The 14,821-nt window shown below is 67.3% G+C and carries 16 protein-coding genes; 5 read left to right on the forward strand and 11 right to left on the reverse strand.

Annotated elements, in window-relative coordinates:
- The first annotated feature begins 44 nt into the window (after positions 1–44).
- Complete coding sequence (locus OG496_RS19345; protein WP_405971752.1) at positions 45–818, forward strand: glycosyltransferase family 2 protein; 774 nt, start codon at positions 45–47, stop codon at positions 816–818.
- Between the two features lie 139 nt (positions 819–957).
- Here the strand turns inward: OG496_RS19345 and OG496_RS19350 are convergent, their stop codons facing one another.
- The 6 genes from OG496_RS19350 to OG496_RS19375 form a co-directional block, all read right to left on the reverse strand.
- Positions 958–1,854 carry a TauD/TfdA family dioxygenase gene (locus OG496_RS19350; RefSeq protein ID WP_405971753.1) on the reverse strand — a complete coding sequence of 299 codons (897 nt, stop codon included), beginning with the start codon at positions 1,852–1,854 and terminating at the stop codon, positions 958–960.
- Between the two features lie 182 nt (positions 1,855–2,036).
- Complete coding sequence (locus tag OG496_RS19355) at positions 2,037–2,531, reverse strand: NUDIX domain-containing protein (protein ID WP_405971754.1); 495 nt, start codon at positions 2,529–2,531, stop codon at positions 2,037–2,039.
- Between the two features lie 230 nt (positions 2,532–2,761).
- Entirely contained in the window at positions 2,762–3,895 is a 1,134-nt protein-coding gene (locus tag OG496_RS19360) for a hypothetical protein (RefSeq protein ID WP_405971755.1), read from the reverse strand.
- Positions 3,892–4,041: a hypothetical protein gene (locus OG496_RS19365; RefSeq protein ID WP_405971756.1), complete on the reverse strand. Its 150-nt coding sequence runs from the start codon at positions 4,039–4,041 to the stop codon at positions 3,892–3,894. The genes OG496_RS19360 and OG496_RS19365 overlap by 4 nt, the downstream gene beginning before the upstream one ends.
- 40 nt (positions 4,042–4,081) lie before the next feature.
- A complete protein-coding gene (locus OG496_RS19370; protein WP_405971757.1) occupies positions 4,082–4,918 on the reverse strand; it encodes a hypothetical protein in 837 nt (278 codons plus the stop codon).
- A 145-nt stretch (positions 4,919–5,063) separates the two neighbouring features.
- Positions 5,064–5,519 (reverse strand): zinc-dependent metalloprotease, encoded by a 456-nt coding sequence (locus tag OG496_RS19375; RefSeq protein WP_405971758.1) that lies wholly within the window; start codon positions 5,517–5,519, stop codon positions 5,064–5,066.
- 68 nt (positions 5,520–5,587) lie between these two features.
- Here OG496_RS19375 and OG496_RS19380 point away from each other — a divergent pair, with 68 nt between their 5' ends.
- Entirely contained in the window at positions 5,588–5,923 is a 336-nt protein-coding gene (locus OG496_RS19380; RefSeq protein WP_405971759.1) for a hypothetical protein, read from the forward strand.
- Positions 5,924–6,235: 312 nt separating this feature from the next.
- On the opposite strand, the gene OG496_RS19385 is transcribed toward OG496_RS19380, so the two are convergent.
- From OG496_RS19385 to OG496_RS19405, 5 genes are all read right to left on the reverse strand, one after another.
- A complete protein-coding gene (locus tag OG496_RS19385) occupies positions 6,236–7,627 on the reverse strand; it encodes a glutamine synthetase family protein (RefSeq protein WP_405971760.1) in 1,392 nt (463 codons plus the stop codon).
- Positions 7,624–9,078, reverse strand: coding sequence for an amino acid permease (locus tag OG496_RS19390; RefSeq protein WP_405971761.1), 1,455 nt, complete (start codon positions 9,076–9,078; stop codon positions 7,624–7,626). The genes OG496_RS19385 and OG496_RS19390 overlap by 4 nt, the downstream gene beginning before the upstream one ends.
- A gap of 171 nt (positions 9,079–9,249) precedes the next feature.
- Positions 9,250–10,275 carry a hypothetical protein gene (locus OG496_RS19395; RefSeq protein WP_405971762.1) on the reverse strand — a complete coding sequence of 342 codons (1,026 nt, stop codon included), beginning with the start codon at positions 10,273–10,275 and terminating at the stop codon, positions 9,250–9,252.
- A gap of 207 nt (positions 10,276–10,482) precedes the next feature.
- Positions 10,483–11,355, reverse strand: a complete 873-nt coding sequence (locus OG496_RS19400; protein ID WP_405971763.1) for an ATP-binding protein — start codon at positions 11,353–11,355, stop codon at positions 10,483–10,485.
- A gap of 409 nt (positions 11,356–11,764) precedes the next feature.
- Positions 11,765–12,142 carry a hypothetical protein gene (locus tag OG496_RS19405; protein WP_405971764.1) on the reverse strand — a complete coding sequence of 126 codons (378 nt, stop codon included), beginning with the start codon at positions 12,140–12,142 and terminating at the stop codon, positions 11,765–11,767.
- Between the two features lie 216 nt (positions 12,143–12,358).
- Between OG496_RS19405 and OG496_RS19410 the strand changes: the two genes are divergently transcribed.
- The 3 genes from OG496_RS19410 to OG496_RS19420 are packed head-to-tail and all read left to right on the forward strand — an operon-like array spanning position 12,359 to position 14,779.
- Positions 12,359–13,369: a hypothetical protein gene (locus OG496_RS19410; protein WP_405971765.1), complete on the forward strand. Its 1,011-nt coding sequence runs from the start codon at positions 12,359–12,361 to the stop codon at positions 13,367–13,369.
- Positions 13,366–14,037, forward strand: coding sequence for a YdcF family protein (locus tag OG496_RS19415; protein WP_405971766.1), 672 nt, complete (start codon positions 13,366–13,368; stop codon positions 14,035–14,037). Before OG496_RS19410 ends, OG496_RS19415 begins: the two co-directional genes overlap by 4 nt.
- A 31-nt stretch (positions 14,038–14,068) precedes the next feature.
- A complete protein-coding gene (locus OG496_RS19420) occupies positions 14,069–14,779 on the forward strand; it encodes a WbqC family protein (protein ID WP_405971767.1) in 711 nt (236 codons plus the stop codon).
- The last annotated feature ends 42 nt before the right edge of the window (positions 14,780–14,821 follow it).

Genomic DNA, 14,821 nt, shown 5'->3' on the forward strand with positions numbered 1-14,821 from the left:
TGCTTGAATGGACCGTCGTTCCTGGTCTGGCAAGGAGATGCGCTGTGCCCCTGGTGTCTGTCGTGATGCCCGTGTACAACTCGGCAGCGACGTTGAGCGCAGCGGTCCGGTCGGTGCTCACGCAGACCCACAGCGACCTGGAGCTGCTGGTCACCGACGACCAGTCCTCCGATGGCTCCATGGACCTGCTCCGTAAGTTCGCCGAGCAGGACGAGCGCGTCCTGCCGCAGTCGGCACCTGAACGGGGCGGTGCGGCCCGGGCCCGCAACCTCGCGATCGGGCGGGCTCGCGGGGACTACATCGCCTTTCTCGACAGCGACGACATGTGGCTCCCGGAGAAGACCGAGAAGCAGGTCGCCTTCGCCGCGGAAGGTGATGCGCCTTTGACGTTCACCTCGTACTTCAAGATGGACGCCGACCACGAGGGCGAGAGCACCGAATGGGTCCCGAACGGGCGGGTGATCCGTGCGCGGGCGCACGTCGACTACCGCGCGATGCTGGTCCAGGACCACATCGGTGCTCTCACCGCCATGTACGACCGCAATGTCCTGGGCACGAGGCTGATGCCGGAGATGCTCAAGCGCCAGGACTACGCGCTCTGGCTGTCGATCATGCGGGACGGCGCTGACGCCCGGGGCCTGGCTGAGCCGCTTGCGGTGTACCGGGCCCACCAGGCGGGATCGCTGTCCTCCAACAAGATGTCCCTCGTGCAGTACAACTGGTCGCTGTACCGCGAACACGAGCAACTCTCGGTCCCGCGGGCGACGCGGGCGCTGGCCGGGGCAGTGTTGCAGTCGCTGCGCAACTCGCGCATCTAGCTCCGAGCACGGGCCCGAGGAACCCTGTGCGCGGCCGTTTCCGGGGGCGCCCGACCGATCCCCGTCCTGGAGCCGTGCCGCGTGCTCTGGAGCTGGAACCGTAGGCGGGACTCGGTAGGTCACCGGTACTGTCCTCCGGCTACGCGGCCGAGCCGTCGCCGGCCCTCGCACGCAGGAACAACTGGAGGAGCAGCCGCCGATCGTTGATCGGGACGGTCTCCTGACCGCTGTGGAGCGCCTCCCGCCCGTGCAGGAAGCGGCGCTGGTTCACGATGAGGTAGTCCCCAGGCTGGAGCATGAAGGAGACCTGGCCCCGTACAAGTTCCTCAGCGAGTTCCCTGGCGGCGTCGGCGTGCGCCGGGCTGAGCTGAGACCGCTCCAGCATTTTGGCGGTGAAGCGGACGAACCCCTCGCCCGGGGCGGTGCCGTCCAGGATCGGGAACGGCTTGTACTCCTCGCCCACGCCGAACAGGTCGAAAAAGGTCCCGTAGTGGTAGGCCGACTCAGCCAGCAGGGCGCGGCTGGCCTCCGGGAGCCGCGACACCGCAGCGTGAGCGTCGGAGAGGATGCTCAGGCCGCCGCCGAGCGAGTCGGAGCGAACGCACAAGAGCGTGGTGTAGTCCGGGGGCAGGGTCCCGTTCACCAGGTCCATGTGGAACGCGTTGTACCCGATGCCGCTGGACTTGCCGGGGTCCTTGTCGACCTTGACCCCGATGTCCTTCCACAGGGGCCATCGCGGGAAGGGCGAGAAGGGGACCGCCACCTCGGCGGCGAAGCCCGTCACCAACCGCCGGAACCGGACGCCACTCAGCGCCTTGGCGAGGTTCCCCAGGCGTAGCACGACGTACCCGCCGCCCGCACCGGTCAACGTGTGGCGCAGCGTCGTGGCGATCTCCCCGAACCGCGGGGTGACCGTCAGCTGGGTCCGGTACTCCTCCATGCTGGACTGCGCCAGGAATGAACCGTCCAGTTCCCAGGGCGGGAGGGGACGGTCGATCAGATCGGTTTCGAGTTCGCTCGGGATGTCGATGAACACGCGGAGTTTCCTTCTCTCTTGGGATTCTTGGGGTGTCGTTCAGCCCGTTCATCGGCGCGGCCGTTTATCAAGCCGCGACGTCTGTGACTTGCTGGTTGAGGACGTCCGGACCTGCCGCGGTGCCAACTGCGCCTGACGCAGCGGGCACCGAGGCAGGGGCCATCAGCGTCGGTCGGCCGGCGCTACAGGGGGTGGCCGGCGAGCACTTCTACATCGCCGCCGGACAGCGCCCGCAGCGCCGCGTGCGTACGCGCTGCTGTGAACGGAGTCAGGTGCTCATCCAGCTCGTCCGGAAGCAACCACCGCGCGCCCTGGATGCTGCCGCCGAACACGAATGGCGTGTCCTCGTCGATGACCCCGCAGTCGAAGAGGAAGTTGATTCCTTCCTTCGACAGGTGCGTCTTGTGCTGCTGGTCGTACATGTGGTGCACGGCCAGCAGGCGGCCCGGCTTCGGCGTGATGCCGAGCTTCGCGCTGATGGTGCGTACCAGGCCGTCGAGGATCGGCTCGTTCTCCTCCACGCAGCCGCCCGGGTGGAACCAGGGCTTGCGCTCCACGCCCCTGAGGGCGTCCTGCCCCTTCTCGGTCATCAGTACTGCACCGGCGGAGGTCCGGATGATGCCCAGCGCCCCGAGGCGGCGTGGGGGCGGATCGGTGAAGTGGTCTCGCGCGGTCATGGTTCCTCCTTGGTCGAGGTGGATCTTCGAATCCCGGCTGGAGCACGTGCGTTGCCCAACGGGCTTCACGCGTTGTGGTGGACTGCCGGTGGTGCTTCCGGTCTGTTGCTGCAGAGACTCACACTCGGCGGGCACAGGGCCGGAGTTGATGGCCTGGTCGGCATCCCAGTCACCGGTGCGCATCCGCCTGTAGAGGTGGCCGGACCTCACACGCGGCACGAAGGTAGAGGTCATTGGATACTCACCGGGTCCGGACGGTCCGTCGGCCTCGGCGGGTCACCGTCGAGGGTGACGGGCGGGGGCTGTGCATGCGCACGAGCCGACTTCGCCGCCTTCTTCAGCTGGTTCTCGGCCCACGAGACGACCAGGCTGAAGAGGAGACCCAGGGCGGGCCGGTACCAGAAGGGGAGTCCCTGCATGAGCATGAGGCCGCCGCCGACGAGGTCGAAGGTGAAGTGGGCGGCCATGAAGGGGAGAAGGCGTCCGTACTGCCGGTACAGCCAGACGCGGCCTGCGGCGAACACGAGCATGCCGATGGCGGGGAGCCCGAGGTAGGCGTGCAGGAGGAGTTCGGGTATGCAGACCAGGGTGTAGATCTGCCATGCGGGCCGGCGTACTGCGGTCATCAGGGCGGTCGTGGTGGCGACGATCATCACGTCTTCCAGTGCCACCGTCGACACCAGTCCGATGGCGAGGGTCCCGAGGTTGTCGACGCCGAGGGTGGCCATCTGGCCGCCCTTCATGACCGGCACGCTGGCACCGGTCCAGCGGATGAGGTGGACCAGGAGGAAGGAGAGAACGCCGCCGCCGACGCCGACGCATACATAAAGGACCGTGATCGAGATCTGCCAGTCACGCAGACGCTCAACTGCCGTACGGGGCAGGGCGATTCGCAGGGAGACACGATGGGACCGGCACACTTCGAGCGCCAGCCACGCCAGGACGCAGTCGAACACGGCGTGACCGACGACCTGTGCGAGCGCGATGGAGAACGGCGCGGCTGAATACATGCCCGCCGCTCCGGCCAGGACGGCGGCGCCGCGCTGGAGGAGGCGCTGGCGGGGGGTGACCCGGCTGAGCAGGGTCCGGGTGAAGACCAGCCAGCACAGCCACCAGAACACGATGGTCGCGACACTGAACTGGCCGTAGATCACCGCGTATCTGGTCTGTGTCGTCAACGACAGCGACAGGCCGTACAGGTGGCCGGAGGTCACTGCCGTGACGGCCAGGGGGAAGTAGCAGGCGAGGAGCAGCAGCCCGATCGCGTGCCGCACCACACGGCGGGCGGGCGCGTCGGTCTGTTCGGAGGGTTCGGGGGCGGGGCGGTCTGTCAAGTCGAGCAGTGCGACGTGGAGAGACTTCATGCCGGCCCTCCAGCGGTGAAGGACGCGAAGTCGTCGGCGTCGTAGGCAGCGAGTGATGCCCACGGCTGCGGGCAGGAGCCGAAGCGGGCGGATTGCTGGGCCAGGTCGAACAGCAGGTCCAGGACGACGCCGGTGATGCGCTCCATGCGGCCTACGTCGTCGAGACTCGCTGGGCGAGACAGGAGATCACGCACGGGGCAGCCCCCGCTCGATGCGGTAGATCCAGGACATGGGATCGGTGATCTCCGCTTCGGTGGGGAGGTAGGTCACGTCTTTCAGGATCTGGTTGACCAGGTCGGTGCCGCCTTCGGTGACGGCCTGTCCGATGAGGCGGGAGCCCTGTTCGTACGCTGCGCGGCTGGGGCCGAGGCGGCGGATGCCGGGGAGCGCGTTGTGCAGGCGGTAGCGCAGCGACTTCGGCGCTTGCCGGTGATCGGCCGGTGCGCCGAGCAGGCGGGCGGTGACCTGCTGATCGGCCCAGGCCGCGTGTCCTTCAAGAACGGTCGAGACACCCGGTGTTGCGATCCCCCGTTTCTGAGGGAAGAACGTCGCCCACACGGCGCCGCCGCGGGCACCAGTTTGCATCTGGTGGACGAGTTCATGGATGAGGAGCTGGTGCAGAGCGGCCTCATCGACCAATAGGCCGCCGTGGTGCAGGGCCCTGGGCGCGACGATCGTCTCGTCGTGCCCGTCCTCGGCCTCCTGGGTACTGGCGAGCACCAGGGGCCAGACCACCACCGGGACGAATCCCATGACCTTCAGCCCGCCCCGGATGCCGCCGATCTCCTTTGGGGTCAGCTCCAGATCGGCGATGTCGCGGGCCAGGATGCGGTGCTGGCCCTGGCGGGCCTCCTCCCGCCACGCCTGCGGTGTCACCAGGCGGAAGCGGACCTTTGGCGGGAGCGGGAGGCCGGTGATCTCGTTCACCGTCGGTGCCACCTGGCGAAGGATCAGAGAGATCCATTTGGCCAGGTCGGGATGGCGCTGGGTCTCGTCCAGCACGGTGAAGCGGGTGTCGGTCACAGATGATCCTGTCGAGAAGTGATCGGTCTGGTCGGTTGCGTGGGGCCCTTCGCCCCCGGGCCACCGTCTGGTCCCGGGGAACGAAGGGGGTTCACATCGCCGTTAGGACACGGCGCGCGATGCTCCGAAGCGGGGCATCGTCAGGTCAACTGCGGCTGCCGGTATCGGCGGTGGAGAACCGAGCGCACCATTCGGCCGGATTCTCGGCCTGGTGGAAGGTGGGAATGAGGAGGAGGTCCGGGTCCGACCAGAGCCGGTTGAAGGATTCAAGTCCGTGTGTTTGGACGATATCGGCCACCGCGCGGGCTCCATCGCCATACACCTGCAGAGACTTTTCACGCCCTTTGATCTGGTATAGGGCTTCCAGATATTTCGGATCGGCGTGCTTTTCATTCGGGCCGAGCGGCACCTCATAGCCCAGAATCCGTGTGGTGATCTGCCGGTCCGCCCAAATGGCATGGCCTTCCATCAGGAACGACCAGTGCAGATTCTGACTCCGGCGCAGATGAGGGAAGAAACTGTCCTGCAGCGTGAACAGCCGTCCCTTTCCGGCCTCGTGCTGAGCACCATGAACCAACTCGTGTCCCAGTGTCTTGCACAAGAAGTCGTCGCCGACGAGCAGACCCGCCTTGGCCAGGGTTTCCGGCAGGAGCAGGAGTGCGGACGGCCATGCCTGTCCTGGAACGTCTGCGCGCCAATCATGTCCTGCACTGCTGCGCGGCTTCGCTGCCGGTCCTTCAACGCACGGTTGGCCACCATCGCCGTCTGCGGGCCGACTTCGAGTTCTCTGGTCTCAGAGACGAGGAACTTCTTCTCTTCCCGCTGGCGCAGCTTCAGCCACGCCTTGGCCTTCATGAGCCGGATGGTGAGGACCTCCGGCATCGGGAGAGAGGTGACCGACCGCACCAGGGGAAGAACCTCCGGGAGCATCTCCTCTATTCGGCGTCCGAGTTCATCGAACTGTGCTCCGGCTTCCTGGTGTACCGCATACGTCATGGTGCCTGATTCCTTGCTGTTGGGCGGTCATTTTCATTTCCCGCAATCCGGGTGCGGAAGGTGGTTTTGACCCATCGGGATCAATACCGAATTCCAGCTCCAGCGGTTTGATCTGCCATGTGGTTTCCCACGCCAGCCTGCCGAGCAGTAGCCGGTCTGGCCCTTCGTCCCCCGGGCCACCGTCTGGTCCCGGGGAACGAAGGGGGTCCGCCTCTCCGTCACCGACGGCACAGCGGGGGCTGTGCTGTCGGCGGCGAAGTGCGGTTCCGCGCGCGGCAGTTGGCGATGACGGGGCTGCCGCGCGCGGGGGTCGGGGGGCTCTCAGGCCGGGCCCAGGCCCAGACGCCAGTCGAGGTCGGTCACGGTCGTGCGGTGGAGGTCGAGTTGGTGTCGGGCCGCGGTCGTGTAGTGCGCGGCCACCTCCGGGGTGAGGAGGTCTTTCGCGGGCAGCGGGCAGTCCCGGAGAGCGGCGAGCGCCTCCTCCAGCGAGCCGTGCACCGGCAGTGCCTTGGCGTCTTGGAAGGCGCTGCCGATGTACGGCGGGGGCGGGTCGAGCTTGTGGTCGAGGCCGGCCAGCACGGCGGCGATGACGGCCGCGATCGCGAGGTAGGGGTTGGTGTCGGCGCCGGGGAGGCGGTTTTCGAGGTGGAGGTCGTCGCCGTGGCCGACGGCGCGGATGGCGCAGGTGCGGTTGTCGCGGCCCCACGTGAGCGTCGTCGGGGCGAACGTTCCGGGCACAAAACGCCTGTAGGAGTTGGGAGTTGGGGCATACAGCAGGGCCAGGTGCGGCAGGACATCGAGCAGCCCGCCGATGGCGTGGAGTGCCTTGTCCGGCATGTGCCCGTCGGTTTCGGCGAACAGCGGTACGCCGTCACGGTCCAGGAGGGAGAAGTGGATGTGGCAGCCGCTGCCGGTGCCGGTCTGGGGTGCGGCCATGAAGTTCGCCACGAGACCGGCCTGTTCGGCGAGAGTGCGGGCCGCGTGCTTGAACAGGAGGTGGACGTCGGCGGCGCGCAGCGGATCGCCGTAGGGGAAGGTGACTTCCACCTGCCCGAAGGCGCTTTCCGTCTTGATCGCCTCGATGGGCCAGCCCATCGAGGCGAGGGATTCCTGCAGATCGTCGAAGTAGCGGGTGAGCACCGGCGGGTGGTCGAGCGCGTAGTCGAGATTGCGCTTCGCGACCGGCTGCGCCCCGCGCCGCCCGGTCTCGCCCGTGTCGGCGTAGCTCAGCACGAACTCGGTCTCCAGACCGACCTGGGCGGTGATGCCGCGGGCGGCGAGCCGTTCGAGCTGGTGCATCAGGATTCGCCGGGGTGCCACGCTGACGGGCTGTCCGTCGTTGGCCAGGGCATCGGCGAAGACCAGGGCGGTGCGTTTCATCCAGGCGAGCTGGTAGACGGCGTCCGGGTCGGGGAGCACGCTCATGTCGCCCCAGCCGGTGTCGGCGGAGGCCAGGGCGAAGCCGTCGAGCGGGCGCATCTCGGCGTCGGTGGCCAGGATGTAGGCGCACATGTCGCTGCCCTTGGGCACGACGTGATCGATGAAGTGGCCGGCGTCGAACCGCTTGCCCGTCAGCCGCCCCTGCATGTCGGGCACGGCCAGCAACACGGTTTTCACCGTGTCGTGCTTCACCAGGTGGCGCAAGGTCTCGAAGTCGGGGGCCTCATGCTGGGCGAGGCCGTCGGCTGCGGTGTCGCGGGAGCTGTCGGTCATACGACGTCCTCCGCCATCTGCGCGCGCTCGCCTTCGGTGCCGTACTCGGGGATGCCGTAGGTGCGTCGCCCGCGGGTCATCCACCCGATGGTGGCCAGGAACAGCACGGCCGCGAGCGCGACGGGGGCGTAGTTGAAGGAGTCCTTGGTGACCGGGGAGACCTGGGGGAGGCAGAACACCACGGTGATGAAGGCGACCCAAGTGACGGCAATCCAGCCGATGGGTTTGCTCCAGCGGCCGAGGTGCCAGGGGCCCGGGGTGAAGCGTTTCCCGGCGCGAAGGCGCAGGAAGACGGGGATGGCGTAGGCGGGGGTGATCCCGATGACGTTGATCGCGGTGACCGCGTAGTACGCGGTCAGCGAGTACAACGACGGCAGGGCCAGGACGAAGGGGACGACTACCGACAACCACACGGCCGGGACCGGGGTCTTGGTGCGGGGGCTCAGCCGCTGCCAGGTTGTGGAGAAGGGCAGGGCGCCGTCGCGGGAGAACGCGAACACCATCCGTGAGGCGGAGGCGAGGCCCGCGTTCGCGCAGAACAACTGGGCGACGATCACGACCAGCAGAAGGATCTTCGCGCCGGTCAGGCCGAGGGCGTCGAGGAAGATCTGCGCGGGCGGCACCCCGGTCGCGGTGCCGACGGTGCCGGCGTAGTCCTGGATCGCGAACAGCATCCCGGCGAGCAGGACGAAGCCCACGATCCAGGACCAGAAGATGGAGTACACGATGCCTTGGGGAGCCGAGGTCTGTGCCTTGGTGGTCTCCTCCGAGAGGTGGGCGGAGGCGTCGTAGCCGCAGAAGGTGTACTGCGCGAGCAGCAGCCCCAGCGCGATCACGTAGAGGGGGTTGCCCCACCCGGTGCTGTTGGCGAAGTGGGTGAACACGAAACTTGCCGACTGATGCTGGGAAGGCACGAGGGCCAGGGCACCGACGATCGCCGCGACGCCGCCGATGTGCCACCACACACTGATCGAGTTCAGCACGGCCACCAGCCGCACCCCGAACAGGTTGAGGACGGCGAGCAGGAGCAGGATGGCGCCGCAGATGGCCATCGTCCGTCCGGGGGTGGGGGTGAAGCCCCACTCGAGGTTGAGCCAGGCGCCGACGAACAGCGACATGCCGTAACTGCCGCCGGCCATACCGCCAAGCAGGCCCAAAAGGTTGAGATACCCGGTGAAGAAGCCCCACTTGGGGCCGCCGAGTCTGCCGGCCATGTAGAAGAGGGCTCCGGCGACGGGGTAGGCGGAGGTGACCTCGGCGAGCGCGGCACCCAGACACAGCACGGTCAGACCAACCGCCACCCACCCCCACAACATGACGGCGGGACCGCCCGTGATCAGCCCGAACCCGAACAGGGTCATGCACCCGGAGAGCACCGAGATGATCGAGAAGCTGAGCGCGAAATTGCCGAACGGGCCCATGCGGCGGGCCAGTTGGGGCTTGTAGCCCATCTGCCGCAACGTGTCCTCATCGCTCGGGGCGCGGCGATGGGTTCTTGGGGAAGACAACGGAAGTACCTCCGGAAACGGGGTGGGGACGGTGGAACGACCAGGGGCCGGCGATGGCCTGCGAGATGAGGGAGCGCCAGGACGGCGGGGCCCGGCAGGTGCTTCGGTGGCCGGTCACCGGCGTCGAGCCGCGTATCGCGTGTCGCCCGCCGCAGCCGCAAGGCATTTGTCGCGGGCGCGTTCGAACTGCTCCAGCCACAGGTCCGGCGCCTCGGCGATGTATTTCCACGGCTCCGGAGTGACGAACGGTCCGATCGCCTCGAAGACCGGGGCGGCCTCCGCATACAGGCCTGTGGAGAACAGCGCCTGCGCAAGGTGGTTCAGGTCCTGCGCCGACCACTCAGTCCGGTCCGCGTACCAGAACCACCCCTCCAACGCCCGCCACGCGTAGTGGGAGATCGGGTCGCTGGTCCAGTACAACGGGGTGAGCGCGCCACGGGCCCGCCCCGTTGCATAGTGCTCGGCATGCACATAGAGCGGCAGCAGCAACAGCGGCGATCCGTCCGGCGCCCACGAGCGGATCCACTGGACCACGTCGTGGAGGTTCGCTCCGTACGCCCGCAGGGCCTGGATCATGCGGTGCCACGCCTCGCGACTGCCCGGATCACGCTTGTCGGCCTCGTGCAGCAAAACCCACGGCCCGGACGGCAGCATGTACTCCGGGGGCTGCGCCTGATGCTCGGGACGCCGCCGCCCCTCCTCGGGCCAGTCCAGCTGCGCCAGCGCCACCAGACACACCCACGGCACCGGATCAGCAGGCCCGTAGCGCGCGGCCTCAAAGCACGCCGCCCGGGCACGATCCGCGAGCAACCCCACCCCGCGCTTCCCCGCGCGGCGCGCACCCAGCGCCTGCTGCACCCTCACCCGCGCCCTCATCATCAACGCGTCGGCACTCGGCTCCTCCTGCAACCACGCCTCGACCGCGTCCCCCTGAGCCGCAACCAGCGCCGCCGCCAGGACCTGGCTGCGCGAGGTGCGCACCCCCCATGTGCGGCAGTTCCTCAACAGCTCGCACGTCGACCGCCACCGGCCAGCCCGCATGTCATCGAGCGCCGTCCGCAACTCACCGTCGAATCCCGCCGGATGAAACTGGGGCTGAACAGCACCGCTCATCGGCATTTCCCGTACCTGCGCGGGCACTTCGAAGCGGATCCCACCACACCCGCTCGTCCGATGGTGAGCGGGACTAACGTCTTGGGACCGGGCACGAGCGCCCTTAATGGGGACATCGGGACCTCAAGGGGAGTTGGTCAGGGGGGAGTTGGCCGCCGGGATGAGGGCCTCGACGGGGGAGGCACGGCGCACGGCACCCCGGCGGCCGGTCACGGGGACGGGGTTCGGCGGGGGTCAGACGGACAGTGCGTGGGGCTCGATGAGGGCCTGGACGAGCTTTCCCGCGTGCGTGGGGGCGTAGGAGATTTCCGCTCCGAGCCGGCGGGCGGTCCACAGGCCACGAGGTCGCTCGCCCTCGGCCGGTTCCCGGCTCACGGCCTTGTCGAAGTCCGGGAATTCGGTGCGGCTGTCGTGCACCTGGAAGACGAGTTCGCCGGTCTGGAGCAGCGCCCACCGCATGGTGATCACGGCGTACTCGGGCACGCGGGTGTGCGCAACGGCGTTGGCCATCAGCACACGCCCGATCGTGGCCAGATCCTCGATGTCCCCGAAGCCGTCGTCAGGATTCAGGTACGCGCCCAGGTAGACGCGGGTGAAGCGGTAGGCGTTTCCCGCTGCGAGGTGAGTCGCCCGAAACTCCTCTTTCCGAACCCACTTGGTCTCCGCGCACCCGAGATCGGGGATCACAGTGCCACCACCGTGTTCCATGTCGTCGTTCCTTCTCGCAAGAGGGAGGGAGCACCAGGTCGTCGTGCCGTCAGAGCTGACGCCCCAGGCGTCGGAGATGGCGCGGACAAGGAAGAGGCCGCGGCCGTTCTCGTCGCCGGAAGCCGCCTTGCGCAGTACGGGGAGTTGGTGAGAGCCGTCCCGCACTTCGATCAGAAGGTGCGTGTCGGTGAGATACACACGGAGCCCGACATCACCGATCCCATGCTCAAGGGCGTTCGTGACCAGCTCGGTGACGAGTACATCGGCGGACTCGATGAGTCCCGGCCAGCCCCAATACCGCAACCCGGCCCGGACGATAACCCGCGCGCGACCCGGCACAGCCCGGTCTGCATCGGCGATAACGCCACCCGTGGAGCCCTCGTCCCGCTCGAAGGACATGTTGAATCCGGGGTACACGCGGAGAGGAAGAAGGGTTCTGGGGCACGTTGGCGCGATGGCCGCCAAAGATGTCACGGCGAGCCCTCCGTCCGCCCATGAGCTACATACGGGCACGTCGCTACTCGCACGACGCGACGAGCCGTTACGGGGAGTCTCGCCAGCATCTTCTTCCACACCCTCGTGTAGACCAGAGGCGGGCGGACTTCCTCATACCTCGGGATTGGGGACGGAAAAACCGTGGTCACCATGCTCGACCGCCCCCTCCCATGGTCGCCCACAAGGTTTTTCCGATCGGCTGTCGATCGCGTGCCCCGATTACATTTGGCGCGGGCACGACCAGCAATGACTCCCACGGCCTGGAGGGAGTTAGGGCAGTTGGGTAGCGCGATCTTGGGGGTGTTGAGCAGGCTCATGAGTGGCATCTGTCAGCATCCTGAATGGTCGAGGCCGGGAAGCGCACCGGCAGCAGTCGGGCGCCGAAGCCGCAGATGATCCGTGCACGTTTGGCTGCCGTACGGCTGGGGCCGAGATGGCCGAGGGAGGGGACGACGACGCCGTATGCCTCTGGCAAGGCGAGGGTGTCGAGCAGCCCGACGAAGGCCGGGGAGAAGAAGCCGATGGGGGTGTGCTCGACGAATAGGGCGGCCAGCGTCAACTCGTGAGCCCGGCAATACTCGTCCACAACCGCCGATAAGACGCGGCGCCGGCCCCGTGTGGTTTGAGTCAGCCGCAGAAAGCCGTAGACGTCCGGGCCCGGGACCGAGTGGCGCTCGGTAAGGGTGACCACGCGATGATCTCCACAACGGGGGTGGGCGAATGGGACTCATCGAGCCTGACCCACCTACAGTCCGGCGGGAATGAACGGCCGTTGCACCTTTGTGGCACTTCCGTGGCCCGTCACTTACCGTGCGTGCTTCCATTGACGCCAGGAGGGAGGCGCCCTGTGGCGAGCGTGAGGCGATGGACCGGCCGCGAGGCCGGTCTGCTGCGACAGGCTCTGCGCATGAGCGTGCGTACCTACGCAGCGCACCTCGGCGTCGGCATCCGCACCGTCTCCAAGTGGGAGAAGTTCGGCACGGATACATGCCCCTATCCCGACACTCAGGCCATCCTCGACACAGCCCTCGCCCGCGCCGATGCCACCGCTCAGGCCCGCTTCGAGCAACTCCTCACCCAGGGATCACTGGGGCGGCGACAAAACGGAATGCAGTCGCCCGCCATCGCCGACCAAGAGACCTGGGCCGAGGACCTGGAGCGGATTGTGGTGTGCCTCGATCGTCAGGACTTCGCCTTCGCTGCCACCCTGCTGGAACGCTGGCTCGGCCGCATCCAGCCCCACAACCTAGATCATCGGGGTCTGTATCTGTACGGGCGTTCGTTGGTACTGTCCGGCGACCTTCGGCGCCTCCAGGGCACCCTTCAGGACCTGATGACCGCCAAGCGGCTGTACACCGACGCGCACAATGTGTTCACCGAACTCGGCATCCCCCGCCGAGCCGCGCAGATCGAACTCTCCCTGGCCGTGGTCACCGAGATGGCCGGACGCCACACCACCGCAGCCACCCGCTACCAGCTACTCACGGACGACGAAAGGCTCGGCTCCGCCGACCGCGCCCGTGCCCTGCTTTGGATCGGCACTGCCCTCGCCAAGGATGGCGGCAACGAGTTCGCCATCCAGGTCATGCAGCGGGCAGCCGAGTGGTTCGAGGAACTGGACGAGCCGGAGGACTGGGCGACCGCCCAACAGAAACTCGCATTGGCCCATCGTGGTGTTGGCGATCTCACTCAGGCCCTGGCCTACATCGATACCGCCCGCAGCAACGGCCGCTTCGAGACCCCGCTCCAGCGCGTCCAGATCGAGACTGCGCATGCCCATGTCCTGCTCACAGACCCGGCCACCCGCAGCGCGGGGTACACCGTGCTCGACCAGGCATCGGACATCGCGACCCGATACGGCCTGAAACATCAACTACGCAGCATCAAGACCGTTCGTAACAGCGAGGAGTACACGTGACAGACCGCCTTGGGGCCGCAATCAGTGATGCTGACCGGGCCGATGCCCGCGCCATCTGGGACTTCCACCAGGTGGGGCACGAGTTGCGACCCTGCTCCGCTGCAATCACCCTCGGCAGCCTCGATCTCGGTGTGGCCACCACCACCGCCGACCTGTACCACGCCGGCATGTTCCCAGTCGTGGTCTTCACCGGCGATACCAGCGCCGCCACCAAGGAGCGGTTTCCCCGAGGCGAGGCGACCCACTACCGCGAACACGCGCTCTCCCTCGGAATGCCGGAGGAGACGATTCTGCTGGAGCCGAAGGCCACCAACACTGGCCAGAACATCGGCTTCTCCCGCGAGGTGCTGGAGAACGCGGGCATCGCGGTGACCACCCTGTTGCTGATCTCCATGCCCTACATGCAGCGTCGGGCCTACGCGACATGCCGCAAGCAGTGGCCTGAGGTGGAGCCGGTCTGCACCTCCCAGCCGTTGTCGTTCGATGAGTACGTATCGACCCACGACGACGAGAAGCAGCTCATCGACATGCTCATGGGCGATATGGAGCGGGTGCTGAAGTACCCCAAGCGCGGGTTCGCCATCGAGCAGCACGTCCCAGAAAGGGTCCGCGATGCCTTCGACCGTCTCCGCACCCGCGGCTACGACAGCTGGCTCCTACCTGCTTAGCCGTGCAGCCGCGCCCTCTCGCACATGGCCCGTGCGCTCGTGCGCGATCCATCAGCCCAACCTGCTTCCCCGCCTTTCCACTCTGGCGAAGCTGTACGCGGCCGACATCTGGGTGGTCCTCGACGACGTCCAATTCGTCCGCCGCGACTACCAGCACCGCGCCCGCCTCGCCACACTCGACAACCCGCAGCAGCAACAGTGGCTATCTGTTGAAACCCATCTCCCGCAGGGCCGCGCAACGTTGATTCGGGATGCTCAACTCGCCGACCCGCAGCGGGCCACGCGCCGCCTCGATCAACTGCCCGCGCAGTACTACCACACCAGCCCCCACTGGCAGTTGCTGCATGCCGCGCTCGAACCCGTCGCCCATACCCTCACGGAGACAGCAAGCACCGCAGCCGTTGCAGAGGCCACCACCCGTGCCCTGCTGAATCTCCTAGGTTGGCGCGGCACCGTCGTGCGCAGTAGCGACCTCATCGCTTCCTCGGACCGCTCGGAGCGTCTGGTCGATCTCACCAGTGCCGTCGGTGCCAACACGTACCTCTGCGGCACCGGTGGCATGCGCTATCTAGACTCTCGCCCCTTCATGGAGCGACGACTCAACGTTCGCGCGTTCCGCCCGCCCGTGGCCGCCGAGGACCTCTGGACCGGAGCAGCAAAGATCACTGCTCTGTGGGCACTTGCCGTGTACGGACCGAATTGTGTGGGTGCCGCGTTCGACAATCTGCGCACGGCTACCTGACCCGGCGGAACCTTCAAGTCAGCGCCTCCAACTGCGCGAACT

This window comes from Streptomyces sp. NBC_00988, from assembly GCF_045162645.1.
Lineage (GTDB): Bacteria > Actinomycetota > Actinomycetes > Streptomycetales > Streptomycetaceae > Streptomyces.

Coding starts and splice junctions, on each gene's coding strand:
- OG496_RS19390 (WP_405971761.1), bottom strand. CDS start 9,078: ATGGGCTACAAGCCCCAACTGGCCCGCCGCATGGGCCCGTTCGGCAAT.
- OG496_RS19360 (WP_405971755.1), bottom strand. CDS start 3,895: ATGAAGTCTCTCCACGTCGCACTGCTCGACTTGACAGACCGCCCCGCC.
- OG496_RS19365 (WP_405971756.1), bottom strand. CDS start 4,041: ATGGAGCGCATCACCGGCGTCGTCCTGGACCTGCTGTTCGACCTGGCC.
- OG496_RS19385 (WP_405971760.1), bottom strand. CDS start 7,627: ATGACCGACAGCTCCCGCGACACCGCAGCCGACGGCCTCGCCCAGCAT.
- OG496_RS19410 (WP_405971765.1), top strand. CDS start 12,359: ATGAGCGTGCGTACCTACGCAGCGCACCTCGGCGTCGGCATCCGCACC.
- OG496_RS19400 (WP_405971763.1), bottom strand. CDS start 11,355: ATGTCCTTCGAGCGGGACGAGGGCTCCACGGGTGGCGTTATCGCCGAT.
- OG496_RS19380 (WP_405971759.1), top strand. CDS start 5,588: ATGCCTGTCCTGGAACGTCTGCGCGCCAATCATGTCCTGCACTGCTGC.
- OG496_RS19355 (WP_405971754.1), bottom strand. CDS start 2,531: ATGACCGCGCGAGACCACTTCACCGATCCGCCCCCACGCCGCCTCGGG.